This window comes from Promicromonospora thailandica (assembly GCF_024171955.1).
GTDB classification, from domain to species: Bacteria; Actinomycetota; Actinomycetes; order Actinomycetales; family Cellulomonadaceae; genus Promicromonospora; species Promicromonospora thailandica.
Map to the genome: position 1 here is coordinate 443,020 of NZ_JAMTCS010000002.1, position 22,054 is coordinate 465,073.

The 22,054-nt window shown below is 73.8% G+C and carries 24 protein-coding genes; 16 read left to right on the forward strand and 8 right to left on the reverse strand.

Annotation, left to right across the window (positions count from 1 at the left end; translation table 11 throughout):
* Positions 1 to 4: 4 nt before the first annotated feature.
* Both APR03_RS05105 and APR03_RS05110 read right to left on the reverse strand, forming a co-directional pair.
* Entirely contained in the window at positions 5 to 1,306 is a 1,302-nt protein-coding gene (locus APR03_RS05105; protein ID WP_253833366.1) for a phytase, read from the reverse strand.
* Positions 1,307 to 1,376: 70 nt separating this feature from the next.
* Complete coding sequence (locus APR03_RS05110) at positions 1,377 to 2,546, reverse strand: acetoin utilization protein AcuC (protein ID WP_253833367.1); 1,170 nt, start codon at positions 2,544 to 2,546, stop codon at positions 1,377 to 1,379.
* Between the two features lie 140 nt (positions 2,547 to 2,686).
* On the opposite strand from APR03_RS05110, the gene APR03_RS05115 reads away from it, so the two are divergent.
* The 3 genes from APR03_RS05115 to APR03_RS05125 all read left to right on the forward strand — a co-directional run bounded on the left by APR03_RS05115 (position 2,687) and on the right by APR03_RS05125 (position 5,107).
* Positions 2,687 to 4,084, forward strand: coding sequence for a TrkH family potassium uptake protein (locus APR03_RS05115; RefSeq protein WP_253833368.1), 1,398 nt, complete (start codon positions 2,687 to 2,689; stop codon positions 4,082 to 4,084).
* 63 nt (positions 4,085 to 4,147) lie between these two features.
* The gene (locus tag APR03_RS05120) at positions 4,148 to 4,816 is read left to right on the forward strand and encodes a potassium channel family protein (RefSeq protein ID WP_253833369.1); all 669 of its coding nucleotides are present in this window, start codon (positions 4,148 to 4,150) and stop codon (positions 4,814 to 4,816) included.
* 192 nt (positions 4,817 to 5,008) lie between these two features.
* Positions 5,009 to 5,107 (forward strand): 30S ribosomal protein bS22, encoded by a 99-nt coding sequence (locus APR03_RS05125; RefSeq protein ID WP_003792170.1) that lies wholly within the window; start codon positions 5,009 to 5,011, stop codon positions 5,105 to 5,107.
* A 514-nt stretch (positions 5,108 to 5,621) separates the two neighbouring features.
* Here the strand turns inward: APR03_RS05125 and APR03_RS05130 are convergent.
* Complete coding sequence (locus APR03_RS05130) at positions 5,622 to 6,416, reverse strand: HAD family hydrolase (protein WP_253833370.1); 795 nt, start codon at positions 6,414 to 6,416, stop codon at positions 5,622 to 5,624.
* Positions 6,417 to 6,494: 78 nt separating this feature from the next.
* Here APR03_RS05130 and APR03_RS05135 point away from each other — a divergent pair, with 78 nt between their 5' ends.
* The 3 genes from APR03_RS05135 to APR03_RS05145 are packed head-to-tail and all read left to right on the forward strand — an operon-like array spanning position 6,495 to position 8,151.
* Positions 6,495 to 7,166, forward strand: coding sequence for a Pr6Pr family membrane protein (locus tag APR03_RS05135; protein ID WP_253833371.1), 672 nt, complete (start codon positions 6,495 to 6,497; stop codon positions 7,164 to 7,166).
* 28 nt (positions 7,167 to 7,194) lie between these two features.
* Complete coding sequence (locus APR03_RS05140) at positions 7,195 to 7,443, forward strand: glutaredoxin family protein (RefSeq protein WP_253833372.1); 249 nt, start codon at positions 7,195 to 7,197, stop codon at positions 7,441 to 7,443.
* A 60-nt stretch (positions 7,444 to 7,503) separates the two neighbouring features.
* Positions 7,504 to 8,151 (forward strand): redox-sensing transcriptional repressor Rex, encoded by a 648-nt coding sequence (locus APR03_RS05145; RefSeq protein ID WP_253833373.1) that lies wholly within the window; start codon positions 7,504 to 7,506, stop codon positions 8,149 to 8,151.
* Positions 8,152 to 8,253: 102 nt separating this feature from the next.
* Here APR03_RS05145 and APR03_RS05150 read toward each other — a convergent pair whose 3' ends face one another.
* Entirely contained in the window at positions 8,254 to 8,805 is a 552-nt protein-coding gene (locus tag APR03_RS05150; protein WP_253833374.1) for a YceI family protein, read from the reverse strand.
* 131 nt (positions 8,806 to 8,936) lie between these two features.
* Here APR03_RS05150 and APR03_RS05155 point away from each other — a divergent pair, with 131 nt between their 5' ends.
* The 6 genes from APR03_RS05155 to ccsB all read left to right on the forward strand — a co-directional run bounded on the left by APR03_RS05155 (position 8,937) and on the right by ccsB (position 14,301).
* Complete coding sequence (locus tag APR03_RS05155; RefSeq protein ID WP_253833375.1) at positions 8,937 to 9,449, forward strand: MarR family winged helix-turn-helix transcriptional regulator; 513 nt, start codon at positions 8,937 to 8,939, stop codon at positions 9,447 to 9,449.
* Positions 9,450 to 9,523: 74 nt separating this feature from the next.
* Positions 9,524 to 10,168, forward strand: coding sequence for a histidine phosphatase family protein (locus APR03_RS05160; RefSeq protein WP_253833376.1), 645 nt, complete (start codon positions 9,524 to 9,526; stop codon positions 10,166 to 10,168).
* On the forward strand, positions 10,168 to 10,764 hold the full coding sequence (locus tag APR03_RS05165) for a TlpA family protein disulfide reductase (RefSeq protein ID WP_253833479.1): 597 nt from the start codon (positions 10,168 to 10,170) through the stop codon (positions 10,762 to 10,764). Before APR03_RS05160 ends, APR03_RS05165 begins: the two co-directional genes overlap by 1 nt.
* Positions 10,764 to 11,567, forward strand: a complete 804-nt coding sequence (locus APR03_RS05170; protein ID WP_253833378.1) for a cytochrome c biogenesis CcdA family protein — start codon at positions 10,764 to 10,766, stop codon at positions 11,565 to 11,567. The genes APR03_RS05165 and APR03_RS05170 overlap by 1 nt, the downstream gene beginning before the upstream one ends.
* Positions 11,567 to 13,327 carry a cytochrome c biogenesis protein ResB gene (resB, locus tag APR03_RS05175; protein ID WP_253833380.1) on the forward strand — a complete coding sequence of 587 codons (1,761 nt, stop codon included), beginning with the start codon at positions 11,567 to 11,569 and terminating at the stop codon, positions 13,325 to 13,327. Before APR03_RS05170 ends, resB begins: the two co-directional genes overlap by 1 nt.
* Before the next feature lie 2 nt (positions 13,328 to 13,329).
* A complete protein-coding gene (ccsB, locus tag APR03_RS05180) occupies positions 13,330 to 14,301 on the forward strand; it encodes a c-type cytochrome biogenesis protein CcsB (RefSeq protein WP_253833382.1) in 972 nt (323 codons plus the stop codon).
* An 80-nt stretch (positions 14,302 to 14,381) separates the two neighbouring features.
* On the opposite strand, the gene APR03_RS05185 is transcribed toward ccsB, so the two are convergent.
* On the reverse strand, positions 14,382 to 14,756 hold the full coding sequence (locus APR03_RS05185) for a PLDc N-terminal domain-containing protein (protein WP_253833384.1): 375 nt from the start codon (positions 14,754 to 14,756) through the stop codon (positions 14,382 to 14,384).
* 151 nt (positions 14,757 to 14,907) lie between these two features.
* Between APR03_RS05185 and APR03_RS05190 the strand changes: the two genes are divergently transcribed.
* From APR03_RS05190 to APR03_RS05200, 3 genes are all read left to right on the forward strand, one after another.
* The gene (locus APR03_RS05190) at positions 14,908 to 15,186 is read left to right on the forward strand and encodes a DUF4229 domain-containing protein (protein WP_253833386.1); all 279 of its coding nucleotides are present in this window, start codon (positions 14,908 to 14,910) and stop codon (positions 15,184 to 15,186) included.
* A gap of 83 nt (positions 15,187 to 15,269) precedes the next feature.
* A complete protein-coding gene (locus APR03_RS05195) occupies positions 15,270 to 16,073 on the forward strand; it encodes an alpha/beta fold hydrolase (RefSeq protein WP_253833388.1) in 804 nt (267 codons plus the stop codon).
* Complete coding sequence (locus tag APR03_RS05200) at positions 16,070 to 17,695, forward strand: SpoIIE family protein phosphatase (protein ID WP_253833391.1); 1,626 nt, start codon at positions 16,070 to 16,072, stop codon at positions 17,693 to 17,695. The genes APR03_RS05195 and APR03_RS05200 overlap by 4 nt, the downstream gene beginning before the upstream one ends.
* A 13-nt stretch (positions 17,696 to 17,708) precedes the next feature.
* On the opposite strand, the gene APR03_RS05205 is transcribed toward APR03_RS05200, so the two are convergent.
* Together APR03_RS05205 and APR03_RS05210 are read right to left on the reverse strand one after the other, a co-directional pair.
* Complete coding sequence (locus APR03_RS05205; RefSeq protein WP_253833393.1) at positions 17,709 to 18,578, reverse strand: 1,4-dihydroxy-2-naphthoate polyprenyltransferase; 870 nt, start codon at positions 18,576 to 18,578, stop codon at positions 17,709 to 17,711.
* A 64-nt stretch (positions 18,579 to 18,642) separates the two neighbouring features.
* Positions 18,643 to 19,851, reverse strand: coding sequence for an AMP-binding protein (locus tag APR03_RS05210; protein ID WP_253833395.1), 1,209 nt, complete (start codon positions 19,849 to 19,851; stop codon positions 18,643 to 18,645).
* A 105-nt stretch (positions 19,852 to 19,956) separates the two neighbouring features.
* Here APR03_RS05210 and APR03_RS05215 point away from each other — a divergent pair, with 105 nt between their 5' ends.
* Complete coding sequence (locus APR03_RS05215) at positions 19,957 to 21,054, forward strand: DUF3048 domain-containing protein (protein ID WP_253833397.1); 1,098 nt, start codon at positions 19,957 to 19,959, stop codon at positions 21,052 to 21,054.
* Between the two features lie 10 nt (positions 21,055 to 21,064).
* Here the strand turns inward: APR03_RS05215 and APR03_RS05220 are convergent, their stop codons facing one another.
* On the reverse strand, positions 21,065 to 22,033 hold the full coding sequence (locus tag APR03_RS05220) for a 1,4-dihydroxy-2-naphthoyl-CoA synthase (RefSeq protein WP_253833399.1): 969 nt from the start codon (positions 22,031 to 22,033) through the stop codon (positions 21,065 to 21,067).
* Between the last annotated feature and the right edge of the window lie 21 nt (positions 22,034 to 22,054).

Sequence of the window (22,054 nt, forward strand, 5' to 3'; positions counted from 1 at the left end):
GCGTTCAGGGGAGGCGGAGCGCCCTTGCCACCTCGCCCCACGCGACGTACGAGAAGCCCGTCGCGTCGCGCTCCGGGTCGGTGTCCGGGCCGGTCTCGGGCTCGTCGTGCGTGACCAGCAGGCCAGACCGGTACCCGCCGACCGGCGCGTTCGACACGGCGAGCCCGTCCGACCCGTTGACGTCGTCCACGCCGTCGCCCGCCACGCGGAAGGTGCCGAGCGACCGGTTCCGGCCCGTCAGGGAGTAGACGGCGTACGTGTCGTCGCCCTGGCTGGACACGATCACGGAGCCGGTGCGGCCCGGTCCGTACCAGATGTCGACCCCCTCGGCGTCGGCGGTCAGGTTCGTCCCGCCGTACGACGGCGCGCCCGGGTCCACCGGTGCGCACTCCTCCGTCTCCGGGTCGTAGACGTCGTGCACGCCGAAGTCGCGCACCCGGTCGACCAGCCGCGGCGCGCCCGAGCCCAGGGGGAGCGGCAGCCGCCACAGGCCGACGTCCTCCTGCGTGGCGTACAGCGTGCCGGTGCGGCGGTCGACGGCGACCCCCTCGAGCTGCGGGCCCACGCCCGGCTCCGCGCACGGCACCCAGGTGGTGCCGTCGGGCAGGCGGAACTCTCCGGGCAGCGCCAGGTGCTCGACGTCGGTGTAGCCCACGCCGTCCGGCCCGGTCGTGATCCGGGCCGTCGCGACGGTGGTGTCGCCCTCCTGCGTGACCACCACGGAGGCCTCGCCACGTCGCGGCTGGTAGACGGCCAGGCCGTACGCGGTGTGGTCCTCGGCGACCGTCTCCCGGTCCGGGCTGAACAGGAACTCCTGCTCGGGGGCGGTGACCTCGGTGAGCGGGGTCGCAGCCGCTGATCCAGCCGGGTCGATCGCGAAGAAGCGCACCTGGTCGTTGTACCGGTCCGAGACGACGGCGACGTCCCTGGTCCGGCCATCGACGCGCAGGCCGTGGGCGATGTCCACGTTGTTGTACCGGCCGGGCACCCCGTCGGCCCGCGGCGCCGGCGTGGCCGGGACCGACTGCAGCTCCGTCGCGTCCACGCCGTACACCCGCAGGCCGCCCTCCTTGGCCGTCACGACGACGAGCGAGCGGCGCGAGTCGCGGGGGTGCACCCAGATCGCCGGGTCGTCGCCGGACGCGTCGCCGCCGGCCTCGTCGTCGTACAGCGGGGGAGTCTCGACCGAGGTGGTCACCGTGACCGGGCCTCCGCCCGGGCGGTGGCCGCCCGCGACGGCCGAGGCGGGCGTGAGCACGGTCAGGAGCAGCAGCGTGGCCGACAGGGCGGCGAGACGACGGCGCATGCGTCGAGGCTGCCGGACCGAGGTGTCGGCGACCTGAACTCCGGCGGAACGCTCGGCGGGATCAGTCCGGTCAGTCCAGGAGCGGGTCGAGGCCCCAGTGGGGGAAGACGGCCCGGCGGGTCGCCTGGACCGCTCGGTCCACGGCGTCGGCCGGGTCGTAGCCGTCACGCCAGCTCCGGAACGGCACCTCGGCCGTGCCGAGAGTGCGTGCGGCGTCCAGCTCCAGCGCCTCCACGGCGGCGCGCCACGACGCGGGCAGCTCCGACCCGCGGTCCAGCGGGGTGTGCGCGGCCTCGGCGACGAGCGCCGCCCAGGCGAGCGGGACGACGTCGGACACCGCGTACCCGCCCCCGCCCAGGGCGAGCCAGCGCCCGTCGGCGTGCTCGTGCGCGAGCGCGTGCGCCCACTGCTGCGCCGTGGTCTGGGCGTCGACCGAGACGTTCAGGTTCGACAGCGGGTCGCGGCCGTGGGCGTCGCAGCCGTGCTGCGAGACGACCGCCTGCGGGCGGTGCTCACGCACCAGGGCGGGCACCACGGCGTCGATGGCCCGCAGCCAGGCGGCCCCCGTGGTGCGTGCCGGCACCGGCAGGTTGACGGCGGTCCCCTCGGCAGGCCCGGGTGGCCCGACGTCGGACGACGCGCCCGTGCCCGGGAACAGCGTGCGGCCGTCCTCGTGGATCGAGACGGTCAGCACGCGCGGGTCGTCCCAGAAGATCGCCTCGACGCCGTCGCCGTGGTGGGCGTCGAAGTCCAGGTAGGCGACGCGCTCCGCGCCGAGGTCGAGCAGACGACGGATCGCCGCCGCCGCGTCGTTGTACACGCAGAAGCCGGACGCCGCGCCGGGCATCGCGTGGTGCATGCCGCCCGCCACGTTGACGCCGTGCGTGATCTCGCCGCGCCAGAGGGCGTCGGCCAGCGCGACCGAACCGCCGAGCTGCCGGGCGGCGGCCTCGTGCATGCCGAGGAACAGGGGGTCGTCGTCGGTGCCGAGCCCGCGTGCCAGGTCGGGTTCCAGCGTGGTGCCGGCGTGGCGGACGGCGGCCACGTAGTCGGCGTCGTGCACGGTCTCGATGACGGCGTCCGAGGCGGGTTCGGCGTCGACCACGTCGAGGCGGTCGAGCAGACCGAGCGCCTCGACGAGCCGCATGGTCAGGTCGAGGCGGGCCGGGGCCATGGGGTGCCCGGGACCGAAGTCGTACTCGAGGAGCTGCGGGCTCCAGACCAGACGGGCGAGGTGCACCCGCCCACGGTAACGGACGTGGCCCGGGGCGGGCCGTCCCGTCCGCGGGGTGCGTCCAGGGCGGTCGTGGGGCCGGGAGCGTGGCAGAGTAGGGCGTCGGTCGACACGCGAGGGGTCACGGTACGGAGGGAGCAGGGCGGATGCCGAGCTTGCGGCACAGGCTGTTCAGCCTCCGGGAGCTGGTGGACGAGCTGGCGTTCCGGGCCCCGGCGCGGCTCGCCGTCACCGTGTTCGCGTGCGTGATCGGCCTGTTCGCGGTGCTGCTGCTGATGCCCTTCGCGACGGCGGACGGCGAGGGCGCCAGCCTGGTCGACGCGCTCTTCACCGCCGTCTCGGCCGTGTGCGTCACGGGTCTGGTGGTGCAGGACACCGCCACCTACTGGTCGCTCTACGGGCAGATCGTGATCCTCGCGGGCATCAAGGTGGGCGGCTTCGGCATCATGACCGTCGCGTCGCTGCTCGGCATGATCGTGTCCCGCAAGATCGGCCTGACGCAGAAGCTCCTCACGGCGTCGGAGACCAAGACGAGCCGGCTGGGCGACGTCGGCTCCCTGGTCCGCGTCATCATCATCACCGCGACCACGCTCGAGCTGTCGATCGCGCTGCTGCTGTTCCCCCGGTTCGTGGTCATCGAGGGCAACGTGGGCACGGCGGCGTGGCACTCCCTGTTCTACGGCATCTCGGCGTTCAACAACGCGGGGTTCGTGCCCACGGCCGAGGGCCTGATGCCGCACGTGGGGGACTGGACGCTCGTGCTGCCCCTGGCCCTCGGTGTGTTCGTCGGCGCGCTCGGCTTTCCCGTGATCCTGAACATCCAGCGCGCCTGGCCGCGCCCCGGGCAGCGCTGGCGCGGCTGGACCAAGAAGCTGTCGCTGCACAGCAAGCTGACCGTGGTGACCAGCGGGGTGCTGTTCGTCGTCGGCGCGCTGCTGCTCCTGGTGCTGGAGTGGTCCAACCCGGCGACCTTCGGGCCGCTGGCCCTGGGCGACAAGGTGCTGGCGTCGGTCTTCGCCGGGATCATGCCGCGCTCGGGCGGGTTCAGCACGGTCGACATCGGGGCGATGCACGAGTCGAGCTGGCTCATCCAGGACGCGCTGATGTTCGTGGGCGGCGGCTCGGCGTCGACGGCCGGCGGCATCAAGGTGACGACGCTCGCCGTCATGCTGCTCGCGATCGTCGCGGAGGCGCGCGGCGACCGGGACATCGAGGCGTTCGGCCGCCGGATCCCGCGGGACGTGCTGCGCCTGTCGATCGCCGTGGTGTTCACCGGGGCGAGCATCGTGCTCGTCTCGTGCGTGGCGCTGCTCCAGGTGACCGACCTGAGCCTGTCGCGTGTCCTGTTCGAGGTGCTGTCGGCGTTCGCGACGGTCGGGCTGACGACGGGCATCACGCAGGACCTGCCCGACTCGGGCAAGTACATCCTGGCGCTGCTCATGTTCGTGGGCCGCACGGGCGCCGTGACCGTCGTGGCGGTGCTGGCGCTCCGCGACCGCCGGCGCATCGTACGCTTCCCCGAGGAGCGCCCGATCATCGGGTGAGACGACCTGGTCGGACAGACCTGGGACGACGTGGTCGGACAGACCTGGCGAGAGAGGAAGACCGTGCCGGAGAAGAAGCCCGAACGCGATGCGGGCGTGCTGGTGATCGGCCTGGGCCGGTTCGGGTCGGCGATCGGCGCGACCCTGGACCGCCTGGGTCAGGACGTGCTCGCCGTCGAGCAGGACCCGGTGCTCGTCGCGCAGTGGTCGGGCCGGCTGCCGCTGGTCGAGGCCGACGCGTCGAACCCGGAGGCGCTGGAGCAGCTCGGCGCGCGGGACTTCGGCGTCGCGGTGGTCGGCGTGGGCTCCTCGCTCGAGGCGTCGGTGCTCATCACCGGCAACCTCGTGGACATGGGCACGCCCCAGATCTGGGCCAAGGCCATCTCGGCGGAGCACGGCCGCATCCTGACCCGCATCGGCGCCCACCACGTGGTCTTCCCGGAGGCCGACGCCGGCAAGCGCGTGGCGCACCTGGTCAGCGGCAAGCTGCTCGACTACATCGAGGTCGAGGACGGGTTCACCATCGTGAAGATGCGCCCGCCGAAGGAGGCGCAGGGGTTCACGCTGGCGCAGTCGAACATCCGCAAGCGGTACGGGATCACGGTGATCGGCGTGAAGTCGCCGGGCGCGGACTTCGTCTACGCGACGCCCGAGACCCGGATCTCCGCCAACGACCTCCTCGTGTGCTCGGGGCACGCCGAGCTCCTGGAACGGTTCGCGGCCCGGCCCTGAACCCGCTCCGGCACACCTCACACCGCGCCGATTACGGGCCTCGCGGCGAAGCAGGTAACCTAGGTGCGGACTACTTTTCGTGTTGGTCGGCCATCGTCACTCTGGCGTCACTGTCCCGGACCAACCGTGGACCATTTCGCCGAGCGGCCCGTCGCCGGGCCGCCGCCGACCGATCGAACATTGCGAGGACCTATGGGCTCCGTCATCAAGAAGCGCCGCAAGCGTATGGCCAAGAAGAAGCACCGCAAGCTGCTTCGCAAGACGCGCCACCAGCGTCGTAACAAGAAGTGACGCGCGCGCCGTCGGGCGCGTGACGAGCAGGCCCGGTCCCTTGAGGGGCCGGGCCTTCTCCATGCCCGCGCCGGCACCCCCGCCCGCTGCGCGCCCGGCCGACTGCAGAGTTCCTGACACGGCGGGCGTCGACTGCAGAGTTGTTGACGGCGCTGGGGCGTCGAGCCGTGGGGAACTCTGCAGTCGACGGCTGTCGCCGGGGGAAGTCTGCAGTCGCGGGTGCCGGCGGCTGCTTCATGGTTGGGGGCTGCACGGCGCCCGGCCGTGGCTGTGTCCCTGTGGGCGTCCGGGGCTCGCAGCTCGCGCCAGGACCAGCCGTCGACTGCAGAGTTCCTGACACGGCGGGCGTCGACTGCAGAGTTGTTGACGGCGCTGGGGTGTCGAGCCGTGACGAAGTCTGCAGTCGACGTCGAGCCGTGAGGAAGTCTGCAGTCGCGCCGGCGCGCCGGCGCGCAGTCGCGCCGGTGGCTGTCGCGTGGCGGCGGGTCGAGTGCCCCCCGGTCAGCGCCCCCGGTCAGTGGCCGCGGAGGCGGCGGCGGGCGGCGCGCAGGACCAGGCCCAGGACCCAGGCCGCACCCGCCCACGACGCCGTCCGCACGCCCCGGCCCGCCGCGCGCTGCGAGCGGCCGCGGAACTCGCGGATGGGCCAGCCCACCTCCTGCGCGTGCCGGCGCAGGCGCAGGTCGGGGTTGATGGGGCAGGGGTGCCCCACGACCCGCATCATCGGCAGGTCGTTCAGGGAGTCGCCGTACGCGTAGCTCTCGTCCAGGTCGATCTCGGCGGTGCCGGCGAGCTCGACGATGGCGTCGGCCTTGGCCTGGCCGTGCATGAGGTCGCCCTTGAGGCGGCCGGTGTAGAAGCCGTCCTTGTGCTCGGCCACCGTGCCGAGCGCGCCGGTCGCGCCCAGGCGGCGGGCGATGAGCTGCGCGATCTCGACCGGGGTGGCCGTCACGAGCCACACCTGGTGGCCCGCCGCGATGTGCTCGTCCAGCAGCCGCCGGGTGCCCGGGTAGATCCGGAGCGACAGGACGGCGTCCCACACCTCCTCGCCCAGGGTGGCGATCTCGGCGACGCTGCGCCCCGCGATGAGGGTGAGGGCACGGTCGCGCACCTGGTCGATCTCTTCCCGGTTCTCGCCCCAGAGCAGGTACCGCGCCTGGACCAGGGCGAACTTGAGGATGTCCCGGGTCCCGAAGAACTTGCGCTGGTACGCCGACTTGGCGATGTGGAAGGCGCTCGCACCGCGGATGATCGTGTTGTCGACGTCGAAGAACGCCGCGGTGGCGGACGAGGGGTGCGTCGACGGCATGGAGGCCACTCTATCCGCGTGGAACGGCCCGCACGTTCTCCCCGGGCGCCCACGCGGAGCCGCTGGTAGAACCGGGTCGTGACGTTCAACAGCGGGTCCGGGGGGGCCGTCCTCCTCGTGCGAGCCCTGCACCTCCTGGTCGGCCTGGCCGCCCTGACCGGTGTCGTGATGGAGCTCGTGGTGGCGGTCACCGACGGTCCCGGGCTCGCGCCCACGCACGCCGAGCGGCTCGTCCGCCTGTTCAGCTATTTCACGATCCAGTCGAACCTGCTGATCGCGGGTGTCTCGTTCGCGCTGGCCGGGGATCCGCGCCGGGACGGCCCGGTGTTCCGGGTGCTGCGGCTCGACGCGCTCCTGTGCATCGCCGTGACCGGCATCGTCTACAACACGGTGCTGCGCGGTCTGACGCCGCTGGCGGGCGCCGGGCCCGTGGCGAACACCCTGCTGCACGGGGTGGCACCGGTCGCGGCGGTCGTCGTCTGGCTGCTCGCCGGGCCGCGGCCGCGCGTCTCCTCGCGGACGGTGTGGTGGTCCGTGGCCTACCCGGTCGCCTGGCTGGTCTGGACCTTCGTGCGCGGGGCCGTGACCGGCTGGTACCCGTACCCGTTCCTCGACGTCACCGAGCTCGGGCTCGCGGGCGCCCTCGTCAACGCGGCGCTGGTCGCCGTCGTCTTCCTGGTCCTGGCCTGGGGCGTGCGGTGGGCGGACGGGCGGCTCCCGGCGACCGACCGTTCGCCGCACGCGCGGTGACGGCTCCGCCGTGTCGTAACCTCGGGGCGTGACAGCTCCTGCCGTGCCCCGGGTCGTCCTGTACACGCGTGACGCGTGCCATCTGTGCGAGGACGCGCGTGCCGTCGTCGTGCGCGTGTGCGAGGACGCGGGCGTCGCCTGGCGGGAGGTCGACATCGACAGCGCGCCCGGGCTGCGCGACCGCTACGGGGAGTACGTGCCCGTGCTCGAGGTGGACGGGATCCAGCAAGGTTTCTGGCGCGTGGACGGTGCGCGCCTGGCCCGCCTCCTGGCATGATCGTCCAGGCAGTGTGTGCGTACGCCCGCGACACGGTGGTCGTGGGGAGGGGAGCAGCACGTGGTCGAACTCAGTGACGGGACAGTTCCGGCGGCAACCGTGGGCCGGTTGCCGTACTACCTGCGCGCCCTGCGCGACCTCGCGGCGGAGGGGGTGGATCTCACCTCGTCGACGGAGCTGGCCGAGCGGTCGGGCGTGAGCTCGGCCCAGCTGCGCAAGGACCTGTCCTACCTGGGTTCGTTCGGCACGCGCGGTGTCGGGTACGACGTCGAGTCGCTCGCCTCCTACATCACCGTCGCCCTGGGGCTGGAGACCGAGCACCGGCTGGCCATCGTCGGCATCGGCAACCTCGGGCACGCCCTCGCGAACTACTCCGGCTACACGACGCGCGGCTTCCAGGTGGTGGCGCTGCTCGACGCGTCGCCGGAGGTGGTGGGCACCCGGGTGGCCGGCGTGCCCGTCGAGCACGTGCGCGACCTGACCGAGGTGCTCCGGCGGGAGCGCGTCTCGATGGTGGTGCTCGCCCTGCCCGCGCACGGCGCACAGGACGTGGCGGACGCCGTGGTCGGCGCGGGCGTCCGGGAGATCCTCAACTTCGCGCCGGTGGCGCTCCAGGTGCCGGACGACGTGGTGGTGCGCTCGGTCGACGTCGGCGGCGAGCTGCAGATCCTGGCCTTCCACGCGGCGACCCGCGCCGCGGCGCTCTGACGCCGCCGTCCCGGAGAGCAGCTCAGCAGGCCCGGGGCGGCCACGACCACGTGGGTCATGGTCGTCCCGAGCCTGCTGAAACGTCAGTCAGGCGCGGCGGGGTCAGCCCTTGGCGATGGCGCTGACGTCCAGCTCGATCTTGACCTTGTCGCCCACCAGGAAGCCGCCGGTCTCCAGCGTGGCGTTCCACGTGAGGCCGAAGTCCTTGCGGTTGACCTCGAGCTTGGCCTCGAAGCCGGCGCGGTTGTTGCCGAACGGGTCCGTGGCGGTGCCGGTGAACTCGGTCTCCAGCTCCACGCCCTTGGTGATGCCGTTGATCGTGAGGTCGCCGGAGATGAGGTAGTCGTCACCGTCGGCGCGGATGCCCGTGGACGTGAAGGTCCAGGTCGGCTTCTCGTCGGCGTGCCAGAAGTCGGCGCTCTTCAGGTGGCCGTCGCGACCGGCGTCGCCCGTGCTCACCGAGGCCGCGTCCAGCTCGGCGGTGACGCTCGACGACTCCAGGTCCTCACCGACCGTGATGGTGCCGGAGGTGACGGCGATGCTGCCGCGCACCTTCGCGATACCGGCGTGACGGACGGAGAAGGAAGCAGCGGTGTGGGAGGGGTCGATCTCGTACACGCCTGCGGTGAGGCCTGCGGGGAGCGGGGTGGCCATGAGGGGGAACTCCTTGGTGATGTGGCGGTTTGGGTGGATAGTTGAGGGATCAACTACCCACGGTGACATCCAACATAACTGGTCCCGTAACGTATTCCTAGAGGGCTCGTTCGCACGAAAGTGGTGGTGACATGGCTGCGCAGACGGTCGAGGAACGCGATATCTGGCTCACCGAGGAGCAGCAGGCCGCCTGGCGGCACTATCTGGAGGGCACCGCGCGCTTCGTCGAGGCGCTGGGGTCCGTGCACGACCGCACCCTCCCGCTGTCCCTCGGGGAGTACAGCCTGCTGGTCCAGCTCTCCGAGGCACCGGACCGCACCATGCGGATGTCGACGCTCGCCGACGGCCTGGTGCTGTCCCGCAGCCGGCTCACGCACACCGTCGCGCGGATGGAGGCGCGGGGGCTCGTGTCCCGCTGCGCCGCCGAGGGTGACCGGCGCGGCGTGAACTGCGCCATGACCGAGGCCGGGTACGCGGCGCTGGTGGCGGCGGCGCCCGGGCACGTGTCCGCGGTGCGGCGCATCCTCGTCGAGGCGCTGGAACCGGAGGAGTTCGAGATGCTGGGCCGCGTCATGGCCAAGGTCGCCGCGTCGTCGCGCGCCGCGGGCGGCACGGAGGAGGGCCTGACGGTGCTCTGCGACTGAGCGCCCCGCCGGGAGACGTACTCCACACCGCCCGATTTCACGGGTACCCAGGCTCGGGTGCGAGACTGGGCGCCATGGTCTCCACGACGGTCCACCTGCTGCGCCACGGTGAGGTGCACAACCCCGACGGCATCCTGTACGGGCGGCTGCCCGGGTACCGCCTCTCCGACCGCGGCCAGGCGATGGCGAAGATCGTCGCCGACCACCTCACCAGCACCGGTCGCGACGTCGTCCGCGTGGTGGCCTCGCCGCTGCAGCGCGCGCAGGAGACCGCCGCACCGGTGGCCCAGGGCTTCGGCCTGGAGCTGGCCACGGACGACCGCATCATCGAGGCCGACAACCGGCTCGAGGGCCAGCGCGTCGCGGACGGCGGCGGCGCGCTCAGCAGCCCCCGCAACTGGCCCCTGCTGTGGAACCCGTTCCGCCCGTCGTGGGGCGAGCCGTACACGCAGCAGGTCACGCGCATGCGCGCCGCGGTCGAGGACGCCCGCCGCGCCGCGGAGGGCCACGAGATCGTGCTGGTCAGCCACCAGCTCCCCGTCTGGCTCACGCGCCGGTCGTTCGAGGGCGGCACGCTCTGGCACGACCCGCGCAACCGGCAGTGCAACCTCGCCTCCCTGACGTCCCTGCACTTCGAGGACGACCGGTTCGTGGGCCTGCACTACACGGAGCCCGCCGCGGAGCTCTACCCCGGCGCGAGCAAGGTCGCCGGCGCGTGATGCGGGGGAAGACCTTCAAGGTCGTGCAGTGGGTGGTGGCCGTCGGCATCGTCGTCGGCCTGGTCGCGGCGCTCACCGCGTGCACACCCGAGGAGTCGGGCGCGGGCGACGTCGTGGGCCAGGGGTACGTCTCGGGCGACGGTTCCGTGCAGACGTACGACGCCGGGGAGCGCCGCGGACCCGTCGCCGTGGCGGGTACCGACTTCGAGGGCAACGCCGTCGACAGCTCCGACTGGGCGGGCGACGTCGTCGTCGTCAACACCTGGTACGCCTCGTGCGCGCCGTGCCGCGCCGAGGCCCCCGACCTCGTGGACCTCGCCACGAGCAAGGAGGGCGTGCGGTTCCTCGGCATCAACACGGAGGACGACGCCGGCGCCGCCCAGGCGTTCCAGCGCACCTTCGAGGTGCCCTACCCGAGCATCGAGGACCGCACCGGGACGGTGATCGCCGGCCTCAACGGCGTCGTGCCGCTGCAGGCCGTGCCCACCACCGTGGTGCTGGACCAGGAGGGCAAGGTCGCCGCCCGCGTCATCGGCCAGGCCGAGCGCTCCACGCTGGAGGCGCTGGTCGACGAGGTCCTGGCGGAGGCCACCTGATGGTCCCCGGCTCGGTCGCGACGGCCGTCGGCGACGGTCTCGCCGTCACCGCGTTCAGCGGCTCCCTGCTGCTCGCCGTGCCCGTCGCCGTGCTGGCCGGCCTGGTGTCGTTCGCGTCGCCGTGCGTGCTGCCGCTCGTGCCCGGCTACATCGGCTACGTGAGCAGCATGGCCGCCGCGTCGGCCGGGGCCACCTCCGGGATCGTGACCACCCGCCCCCGCCCCGCGCGGGGCCGCGTCGTCGGCGGCGTGGCGCTGTTCGTGCTCGGCTTCACCGCCGTGTTCGTCTCGTTCGGGGCGGCGTTCGGCGGCCTGGGCACCTTCCTGGTGCGCTGGGAGGACCTGATCACGCGCGTGCTCGGCGCCGTGGTGATCCTGCTCGGCCTCGGCTTCCTCGGCGCCGTGCCCTTCCTGCAGCGCGAGGCACGGTTCCACCTGACACCGCGCGCCGGCCTGTGGGGTGCCCCCCTGCTGGGCGTCGTCTTCGGTCTGGGCTGGACGCCCTGCATCGGTCCCACCCTCGGCGCCGTGCAGGCGCTCGCGATCGACGAGGCCTCCGCGGGCCGCGGGGCGCTGCTCGGCGTCGCCTACTGCGTGGGCCTGGGCGTGCCCTTCCTGCTCGTGGCCCTCGGGCTGCAGAGCTCCGAGCGCATGATGGACTTCCTGCGCCGGCACCGGCTCGCCGCGCTGCGGATCGGCGGCGGGCTGCTCGTGCTGGTCGGGCTGCTGCTGGTCACCGGCCTGTGGACGCGGCTGACGGGCGCCATGCAGCTCTGGGTCACCGGATTCGAGACGGTGCTCTGATGGCGGGCCGTACGAGCAGTGACAGCACCTACGTGCCCGAGGGCATCGCGGACGAGTTCACGCAGGGCGCGCCGTCGTCCGGCGAGCAGCCGCGGCCGGGCCGCCCGAGCGCCCCGGTGCTGGGGCTGGTCGGCACGCTGCGCTGGATGTGGCGCCAGCTCACGTCCATGCGCGTGGCGCTCATGCTGCTCATGCTGCTCGCCGTGGCCGCCGTGCCCGGGTCCGTGCTGCCGCAGCGCAACCAGGACGCCGCCGGCGTCATCACGTACCTGGCCGAGCACCCGACCGCGGGGGAGTGGCTCGACCGGGCCGGCTTCTTCGACGTCTACTCGTCGGTCTGGTTCTCCGCCATCTACATCCTGCTGTTCGTGTCCCTCGTGGGCTGCATCCTGCCGCGGTCGGCGGCGCACTACCGCGCCCTGCGCGGCCGGCCGCCGCGCGTCCCCTCCCGGTTCCACCGGTTCCCGGCCAAGGCCACGGCGACCACCACGGCCTCGCCCCAGGAGGCGGCGGACGCCGTCGCCGCCCGCCTCCGCGGCACCCTCCCCTGGCTGCCCACCTTCCGCGTGGACCAGGGCGAGGAGGCCGCCCGCGGCGCCCGTCCCGCCACGCGGACCGTCAGCGCCGAGCGCGGCTACCTGCGCGAGACCGGGAACCTCGTGTTCCACCTCGCGCTCGTGGGCCTGCTGGTCTCCGTGGCGACCGGCCAGCTGCTGCACTACCGCGGCCAGGCCATCGTCACCGAGGGCCGCGGCTTCGCGAACGCTGTCGTCGACTACGACACCTTCGAGAAGGGCTCCTGGTTCCGGCCCGGGTCGCTGGTCCCGTTCTCCATGACGCTCGACCGGTTCGAGTCGGAGTTCGCGAGCGACACCGTCGCCTTCGCCCAGGCACGCGACTTCACGGCGCACGTGACCGTCAGCGAGCCCGACGGCGAGCAGCGCCCCGAGCAGATCAAGGTGAACCACCCGATCGTCGTCGACGGCGCCAAGATCTACCTGCAGGGCAACGGCTTCGCCCCCGAGATCACCGTGCACGACGCCGAGGGCGAGGTCGCCTTCGCCGGCCGGGTCACGTTCATCCCCGAGGACACGATGTACACGTCCCGCGGCGTGGTGAAGGTGCCCGACGTGTCGCCCGGGCTCGACCAGATCGGCCTCGTCGGCTACTTCCTGCCCACCGCGGAGGCGAACGAGGACGGGTCGGTGCGCTCCGCGTTCCCGCAGCCCGTCGACCCGCTGCTCGTGCTCGAGGTGTACACGGGCGACCTCGGCCTCGACGACGGCTCGCCGCAGAACGTGTACGAGCTCGACACGGCGTCGCTCACCCCCGCCCTCGACGAGCAGGGCGAACGCGTCAAGGTGCTGGCACGGCCCGGCGAGACCGTCGACCTCCCGGACGGGCTCGGCACCCTGACCCTGGGCGAGAACCTGCCGCGCTACGTGGCCCTCGACCTGCGGCACGACCCGTCCCTCACGTTCGTGCTCGTCTTCTCGCTGCTCGCGCTCGCGGGCCTCACCGTCTCGCTGTTCACGCCCCGGCGCCGCGTCTGGGCGCGCGCGTACACGGGGCCGGACGGGGCAACGGTGGTGGAGGTCGCGGGCCTCGCCCGCGGGGACGACGCAGGCCTGCAGGCCGAGGTGGACCGCGCGCTGGAGGCCGTGCCCGCGGCCGTGCGGGTCCAGGAGCAGGAGCCAGAGACCCGGGACGTGCCGGCCGTACCGGCCGCGCCCGACCGGACCGGATCGGAGAAGGACTGAACATGGAGCTGGCAAACCTGAGCGTGCTGCTCGTCTGGGGCGCCGCGACCGCGCTGGCCGTCGCGCTGATCGCGTTCTCGATCGACCTGTCGCGCCTGTCGGGCGCCCGGGTCGAGGCGCGGGACGCGACGCGCGAGCGCGTGGCGGTGGCCGCCGGTGGGGTGGCCGACGCGCCGCGCGACGGCACGCCGGAGGACGGCGCGCCCGGGCCCGTGAACCGCCGGTACGCCGGGGTCGGTATGTCGGTGACCTGGCTCGCGGCCGTGCTGCTGCTGGTCGCCATCGTGCTGCGGGGCATCGCCGCGGGCCGCACGCCCTGGGCCAACATGTACGAGTTCACGCTGGTGGGCGCGTTCGTGGCCGTCGCCGTGTTCGCGATCGTGAGCACCCGCCGCGACGTGCGGTTCCTCGGGGCCTTCGTGACCTTCCTGGGCACGCTGTTCCTCGTGACGGCGCAGACCCGGTTCTTCGTCGAGGCCACGGGCGTGCAGCCCGCGCTGCAGAAGTACTGGCTCGTGATCCACGTGGGCGTCGCCATCGTGGCCACCGGCATCTTCACGGTCGCGTTCGTCACCTCGGTGCTGCAGCTCCTGCGCGACGCCCGGGACAACGGCTCGCCGGTGCTCGGCAGCGCCCGGTGGGGCTGGCTCGACCACACCCCGGCGCCCGCCGCCCTGGAGTCGCTCTCGTTCCGGCTCAACGCCGTGGCGTTCGTGCTGTGGACGTTCACGATCATCGGCGGCGCCATCTGGGCCGAGGACGCCTGGGGCCGCTACTGGGGCTGGGACCCCAAGGAGGTCTGGAGCTTCATCGTGTGGGTGGTCTACGCGGCCTACCTGCACGCCCGGACCACGCGCGGCTGGTCGGGCACCCGGGCGGCCTGGTTCGTGGTCGCCGGCTACGCGTGCGTGCTGTTCAACTTCACGGGCGTCAACCTGATCTTCAACGGGAAGCACAGCTACTCGGGCCTGTGACGCCCGGCCTCTTGCGAAAACGACCTCGGGTACCGAATCACGCCAGATTCGGTACCCGAGGTCGTTCTCGAAGCGGACCCTCAGGGCTCCGGGTCGTCGTCCTGCGGGGCGCGGGTCTCGCGCTCCTGGCGGCGCTTCTCCTGCTCCAGGCGCCAGAGGAACTCGGGGTCGTCGTCCGGGGCGACCGGGCCGGACGGGCGGCGCGGTCCGGAGCCCGGGCGCGGGGGCCGCGGGCGGCTGCCGCCGGGACCGGAGGCGGGTCCCGCCCCCGACCGGCGCGCGGACACCCGCACCACGATCCAGGAGATGGCGCCGAGCAGGGGCAGCAGGACGATGAGCAGCACCCAGAGCCAGCGGGGCAGCCCGCCGCGCTCGTCCTCCTCGGAGCCCCAGACGTCGACCAGGGCGTAGACGGCGAGTCCGACGACGGCCAGGATCAGAAGTACGCGTGGCATAGCCCCAGCCTACGGCGGGTCGGCCCCTCCCGGTCAGCCTTCGGCGTGACCTTCGCCGCGTTCCCACGGGTCCTTCGCGGTCCGGTGCGATGTCCTGTGCGATGTCTGGTGTGAGGTCTGGTGTGATCCAGGCCCGGCCTACCATGGACGGGTGCCCCTCGTGATCTACACCCTGCTCCGTCTCGCGCTCTTCGGCGCGGCCCTCGGCGTGCTGTACCTGGCCGGGCTGCGGGGCTGGCTGCTGCCGGTCGTCGCGGTGGTGGTCGCGCTGACGCTCTCCTACCTGACGCTCACCCGGCCGCGCGACGCCGCGACCCGGTGGATGGCGGAGCGCGCCGAGCGCCGGGCCGCCGAGCGCGCCGCGCGGGTCGACGTCGACGCCGCCCACGAGGACGCGCGCCTGGACGAGGAGCTTCGCAGCGACCGCTGACGGGCCGAGATCGCCCGCTCCGGCGCGGGTGACATCGCGTGCCGTCGACCGGCGGGTGCCCGGGAGCCACCTAAACTGGCGCCATGACCGTCGCCACCACCCGCCACAGCGTCAGGATCACGGGCGCTCCGGAGGGCTCCCCCGCGATGGTGTTCGCTCATGGATTCGGCTGTGACCAGTCCATGTGGCGCTTCGTCGCCCCCGCCTTCGAGGCCGACCACCGCGTGGTCACGTTCGACCACGTGGGTGCCGGCGGCTCGGACCTCGCCGCGTACGACCCCGACCGGCACTCGTCCCTCGAGGGGTATGCGGCCGACGTCGTCGACCTGCTGGACGAGCTCGCGCTCGGGCCGGTCGTCTTCGTGGGGCACTCCGTGAGCGCGATGATCGGCCTGCTCGCCGCGGGCCGCCGTCCGGAGCTCTTCGACCGGCTCGTGCTGGTGGGCCCCAGCCCCCGCTACATCGACGACGAGGACTACCGCGGAGGGTTCGCCGCGGACGAGATCGACGAGCTGCTGGAGACCATGGACTCCAACTACCTCGGGTGGTCGGAGTTCATCGCCCCGGTGATCATGGGCAACCCCGACCGGCCGCAGCTCGGCGAGGAGCTGACGAACGCGTTCTGCCGCACCGACCCGGCGATCGCCAAGCGCTTCGCCCGCACGACGTTCCTCTCCGACAACCGCGCCGACCTCGCCGCCGTGCGGACGCCGAGCCTCGTGGTCCAGTGCCGGGAGGACGCGATCGCACCCGTCGAGGTGGGCCGCTACGTGCACGAGCACCTCCCCGGCAGCGCGTTCACGCTCATCGACGCGGTCGGCCACTGCCCCAACCTCAGCGCGCCCGACGCCCTGACCGCCGCGATCCGCGAGTACCTCTCCCCTTGACGCCCCCCGGTCGCGCCCGCTCGTGGGACTCCGCACCCGTCGCGCTCCTCCGGCTCGACGGCGCGGGCGCGATCCTGGACGCCAACGCGACCTTCCGGCGCTGGCTCGGCGACCGTCCCGCGCACGACCTGCGCGGCACCCGGCTGAGCGCGCTGCTGTCCGTGGGCGGCCGCATCTACTGGGAGACCCACCTGGTGCCGCTGCTCCGGCTGCAGGGCCGGGTCGAGGAGATCGCGGTCGAGCTGCGCGCGGGCGGCGCACCCCGGCGCGTCCTCCTGTCCGCGGAGATGCACGACGGCGCCGGGACGGACGACGGCGCCGGCTCCGTCATCAGCGTCGCGCTCTTCGAGGCCCGGGAACGGTCGCGGTTCGAGCGTGAGCTGGTCGCGGCCCGTGCGGAGGCCGAACGGTCGGCGACGAGCGTCCGCACCCTCCTGACCACCACCACCGCCCTCGCCCGGGCCGCGGGCGTCGAGGGCGTCTGTGACGCGCTGGTCCACGCCGCGGTCGGCGAGTTCCGCGCGGAGTCCGCGTGGGTGTGGCTCGTCGACGGCGCCTGTGCCCCCACCCTGCGGGCGTGGTCGGGCCATGGTCCGCAGTCCGAGGAGTCGGCCGCGGCGCTGCGGGCGGCGACGGGTGTCGCGCGTCGCGGGAGGTCCGCGGCGGACGACATCACGGTGATGTCCGACGGCCATCTGGTGGTCCCGCTGCGTGGCGCGGACACCCTGCACGGCGTGCTGGTGCTCGTGCCGCGGGCGCACGCCGGGGACGACGCGCTGGACCGGGGCGCCCTGGCCGCCACCGGCCAGCAGGGCGGGGTCGCGCTCGACCGCGCGGTGCTGCACGAGCAGAGCGTGTCGGTGGCGCACGAGCTGCAGCGCGCCATGCTCACCGAGAACCTGCCTCAGACCGAGCGCGCGCGCATCACCACCGACTACCGGCCCGCGGAGCGCACGCTCCAGGTGGGCGGCGACTGGTACGACGCGTTCTGGGTGGACGACGACACCCTGGCGCTCACGGTCGGCGACATCGTCGGTCACGGCCTCCGGTCGGCCACGGCGATGGGGCAGCTGCGGACGGTGGTGCGCAGCCACGCCGAGAGCGGCGTCGGGCCCGCCGAGGTGCTCCGGCGCGTGGACCGGTTCGTGCGGCGGCACGGGGTGGGCTTCGGGTCGACGCTGGTCTACGCCGAGCTGGACGTGACGGCGGGGCGGCTCGCCTTCGCGTGCGCGGGTCATCCGCCGCCGCTGCTCACCCGGCGCGACGGGGAGGCCGAGTTCCTGTGGCAGGGCCGGTGGATGCCCCTGGGCGTGGCCGCCGCGCCGGTGCGCCCGCCCGAGGCCGTCGTGGCGGACCGCTCGGGGCGGCACGCCACCGACCCCGGGGCCCCCGCTCCCGGCGCCGGCGCCGTCGAGCTGCGTGCCGGCGACGTGCTGTGGCTCTACACCGACGGGATGGTCGAGCGGCACGACCGCGGCCTGCTCACGGGCCTGGAGGAGCTCGCGCGCGCGGCGGCCGCCGCGCCGGGCGTGGCGACGGGCGAGCTCGTCTCGTCGCTGCTCGGCGGCGAGCTCAACGAGTACGACGACGCGTGCGTGCTCCGGCTCGAGTGGGACGGCTGAGCCGCCGCGGCGATCAGGCCGTCAGGCCGAACCAGAGCAGCAGGCCGTAGCCGAGCTCGTACAGGCCGGTGCCGGCCAGCACGGGGACGAGCAGCTTGCCGCGCGCCCCGGCGAGCACCGGGATCGACAGCAGCGTCGCGGGGCCGATCAGGAGCAGCACCACGAGCGACCACGGCGCCCAGAAGGCGCACACGGCGGCCAGCAGCACCGGCACCCAGATCATCGCGATGTATGCCCGCCGTGCGCGGTGGTCGCCGAGCCGCACGGCCAGGGTGCGCTTGCCGGACAGGACGTCGGTGGGGATGTCGCGCAGGTTGTTCACCATGAGCAGCGCGCACGCGATGAGCCCCACGCCCACGGCGCCGAGCACGGCCGGCCACGTGATGGTGCCGGCCTGCGTGTAGGTGGTGCCGAGCACCGCGACCAGGCCGAAGAACACGAACACCGCGACCTCGCCGAGCCCGCGGTACCCGTACGGCGTGCGGCCGCCCGTGTAGTACCAGGCGGCGACCACGCACACCGCGCCGACGGCGAGCAGCCACCAGTGGCCCGTCACCGCGCACAGCGCCAGGCCCAGCACGGCCGCGACGCCGAAGGCCGCGAACGCCGCGCGCCTCACCGCGCCCGGGGCGGCCGCACCGGAGGCCGTCAGACGCATCGGCCCCACCCGGTCCAGGTCGGTGCCGCGCACCCCGTCGGAGTAGTCGTTGGCGTAGTTGACGCCGACCTGCAGCGCCAGCGCCACGCCCAGGGCGAGCAGGGCGGGCAGCCAGGCGGAGGCGTCGATCTGGGCCGCCGCGCCGGTGCCCACCATGACCGGGGCCGCCGCCGCCGGCAGCGTGCGGGGCCGCGCCCCGGAGATCCACTCGGCGGCAGTCGCCATCAGCGTGTCCTTCGTTCGTGAGGGGTGTTCGTGGGGAGGGTGGGTTCCTGGCGGAGGAACGAAGTCATGGTCGCACGGGTTCCCGCTCGGCCCGGACGACGGCGTCCCGCACCGCCCGGCGGTCGATCTTGCCCGGCCCGCGCGCGGGCAGGGACGTGGTGACGTAGACGCGGCGCGGCGCTGCGGCGGCCCCGAGGCGTTGCCCGACGGCGGCGCGGAGCCCGGCCAGCAGACCGTCGTCGCGGCGGAGGCCGTCGTCCCCGGTCTCGTGTCCCGTCCCGCGTGTGACGACGGCGACCACCGCCTGGCCCCACTCGGGGTCGGGCACGCCGACGACGCACACCTCGCCCGGCGTGCCGACCTCGGCCAGGTGCTCCGCGACCGCCGCCTCGACGGCCGCCGGGGCGACGTTCACGCCGCCGGTGACCACGACGTCGTCGGCCCGGCCGAGCACGGTGAGCCGGACGCCGTCGAGGCGGCCCAGGTCGGAGGTACGGAACCAGCGGGTGCCGTCGGGGTCGGTGCGGAACGCCGCGGCGGTCGCGTCGGGGTCGCCCACGTAGCCCTCGGCGAGCATCGGGCCGGAGAGCTCGATGACGCCGGCGTCGGTCAGGCGCACGCGGACGCCCGGGAGCGGGACGCCGTCGTACACGCAGCCGCCGCTGGTCTCGGACATGCCGTAGGTGGTGACCGCCCGGACGCCCGCGGCGCGGGCCCGGGCCAGGAGCGGGGCGGGCGTGGCGGCGCCGCCGACGAGCACGGCGTCGAACCGGGCGAGGGCGGCGAGGCCCGCGGGGGCGCCGTCGTCGGCCGCGTCGACGAGCCGGTGCAGCTGGGTGGGCACGACCGACACGTAGGCCCGGGTGCCTGCCGTGCCGCGCGCGAGGAAGTCCTCGGCCAGCTCCGCGAAGCCGCCGGCGGTGAACCGGTCGGTCGTGCCCGTGCGGACCTCGGTCCCCGCGACGACGGACCGGGTGATCACCTGGACGCCGGCCACGTGGGTGGGCGGCAGCACGAGGAGCCAGCGTCCGGGGCCGCCGAGGCGCTCGTGCGTGGCCTGCGCGGACGCGCGCAGGGCGGCGGCGCTCAGGGCGACCTCGCGGGGGTTTCCCGTGGAACCGGAGGTGCGCAGCACCAGTGCGGTGCCGGAGGGCAGGGGGCCGTCGCCGGTGCGGGGCTGCGGCGCGAAGGCGGGGCCGCCGTCGAGGGCGGCGCGCACGGCGTCGATCACGGCCGGGAACGCGGCGGCGGCCGCCGGGTGGTTCGTGGGCACGTCACGAGCGTAAGCGTGCCGCGGGGGCGCGGGACGCGGTCGTGGGTAAGGTGTGCGCCACGTCCCAGGGTGCGCCTGGGCGCGGACTGCCGCGGAGGAGGGTCGATGACGATCCGCTGGACTGCGCGCCGCGCCGCGCGGGGTGCCGGTGCCGCGCTCGTGGCGGTGCTGGCGGCCGGGCTCGTGCTCACGGGGTGCGGTGCGGGTGCTCCTCCGGAGCCGCTGCCGACGCCCACCGCGACCGTCCAGGCCCCGGTGCGCGGCGACCGGCACCGGCCGCCGAAGCCGGACGTGCCCCTGGTCTGGCCGCTCACCGGCGTGCGGACCGAGAAGGTCGCGGACCGGCCGGCGGTCTCGGTGAAGATCGAGAACTCGGTGGAGGCCCGGCCGCAGCGCGGGCTGGCGGAGGCGGACATCGTCTGGGAAGAGGTGGTCGAGGGTGGCATCACCCGGTTCGTGGCCACCTACCACTCGACGCTGCCGGACGTCGTGGAGCCCGTCCGCTCGGTGCGGCCCATGGACGCGGCGATCGTGGCGCCGCTGGACGGCGTCCTGGCCTTCTCGGGTGGCCAGGGGCCGTTCATCGCGGCGGTCCAGCGGTACGGCACGCAGACCCTCAGCAACGACGACGGCGACCCGGGCTTCGCCCGCGACCCGGGGCGGCCGGCGCCGCACAACGTGCTCGGCGACGTGGCGACGTTCGCGGCCCGGGCCGACGGCGGTCGCACCAGCCCGCCGCCCGCCCAGTTCCGGTACGCCCGCAAGCCCGGGCAGGGCACCGCGCCCCGGGCGGGCAGCCCCGCGCCGGCGGTGGACGTGCGGCTGTCCCGGGCGCAGCGCACCGTGTGGACCTGGGACGCGCACAGCAGGCGCTACCTGCGCAGCGAGGGCGGTGTGCCGTCGGTGACCGCGGGCGGACGGCGGCACTCGGCGCGCAACGTCGTGATCCTCTCCACGGAGGTGTTCAACACGAACTTCGTGGACCCGGCCGGCGCGCCCGTGCCCGAGCACCGCCTGGCCGGGAGCGGCGGCATCGGCACCCTGGTCTCCATGGGACACAGCATCACCGTGCGCTGGTCCAAGAAGGACCACAGGTCACCCATCGTGCTGCGCACCCGCAACGGCAAGGAGGCGCAGCTCGACCCGGGGAACACGTGGATCGAGCTGGTCCCGGCGGGCACGGGCACGTGGACTCCGCGGTGAGCGGGCCTGCTCAGTAGTAGTACGGGAAGGCCGACCAGTCCGGGTCGCGGCGCTCCAGGAACGCCTCCTTGCCCTCGACGGCCTCGTCCGTCATGTACGCCAGGCGGGTCGCCTCGCCGGCGAACACCTGCTGGCCGGCGATGCCGTCGTCGGCCGCGTTGAAGGCGAACTTGAGCATGCGGATGGCCTGCGGCGACTTGGTCGCGATGATGCGGGCGTACTCCAGGGCCAGCCCCTCGAGGTCCGCGTGCTCAGCCACCTCGTTGACGGAACCCCAGCGCTCGGCGTCGTCGGCCGAGTACTCGCGGGCCAGGAAGAAGACCTCGCGGGCGCGCTTCTGGCCGAGCTGGCGGGCGAAGTAGGCGGAGCCGTACCCGGCGTCGAACGAGCCGACGTCGGCGTCGGTCTGCTTGAACCTGCCGTGCTCCCGGCAGGCGACCGTGAGGTCGGCCACGACGTGCAGCGAGTGCCCGCCGCCCGCGGCCCAGCCGTCCACCACCGCGACGACCACCTTGGGCATGGTGCGCATGAGGCGCTGCACCTCGAGGATGTGCAGGCGGCCGGCCTTGGCGGGGTCGATGGTGTCCGCGTTCTCCCCCTCGGCGTACCGGTACCCGTCGCGGCCGCGGATGCGCTGGTCACCGCCGCTGCAGAACGCCCAGCCGCCGTCCTTGGGGGAGGGGCCGTTGCCGGTCAGCAGCACCGTGCCGACGTCGGAGGTCATGCGCGCGTGGTCCATCACCCGGTACAGCTCGTCCACCGTGTGCGGGCGGAACGCGTTGCGCACCTCCGGCCGGTCGAACGCGACCCGCACCACGGGCAGGTCGCGCGGCGCCGTACCGTCGGGGCCGGTGCCGCTGCGGTCCACGCCGCGGTGGTAGGTGAGGTCGGTCAGGTCCTCGAACCCGGCCACGGTGCGCCACCGCTGCGGGTCGAACGTCTCGGAGACCTGTCGGGGCAGTTCGGTGCTGGTGCTCACGCGGCCCAGCCTAGTTGGGGG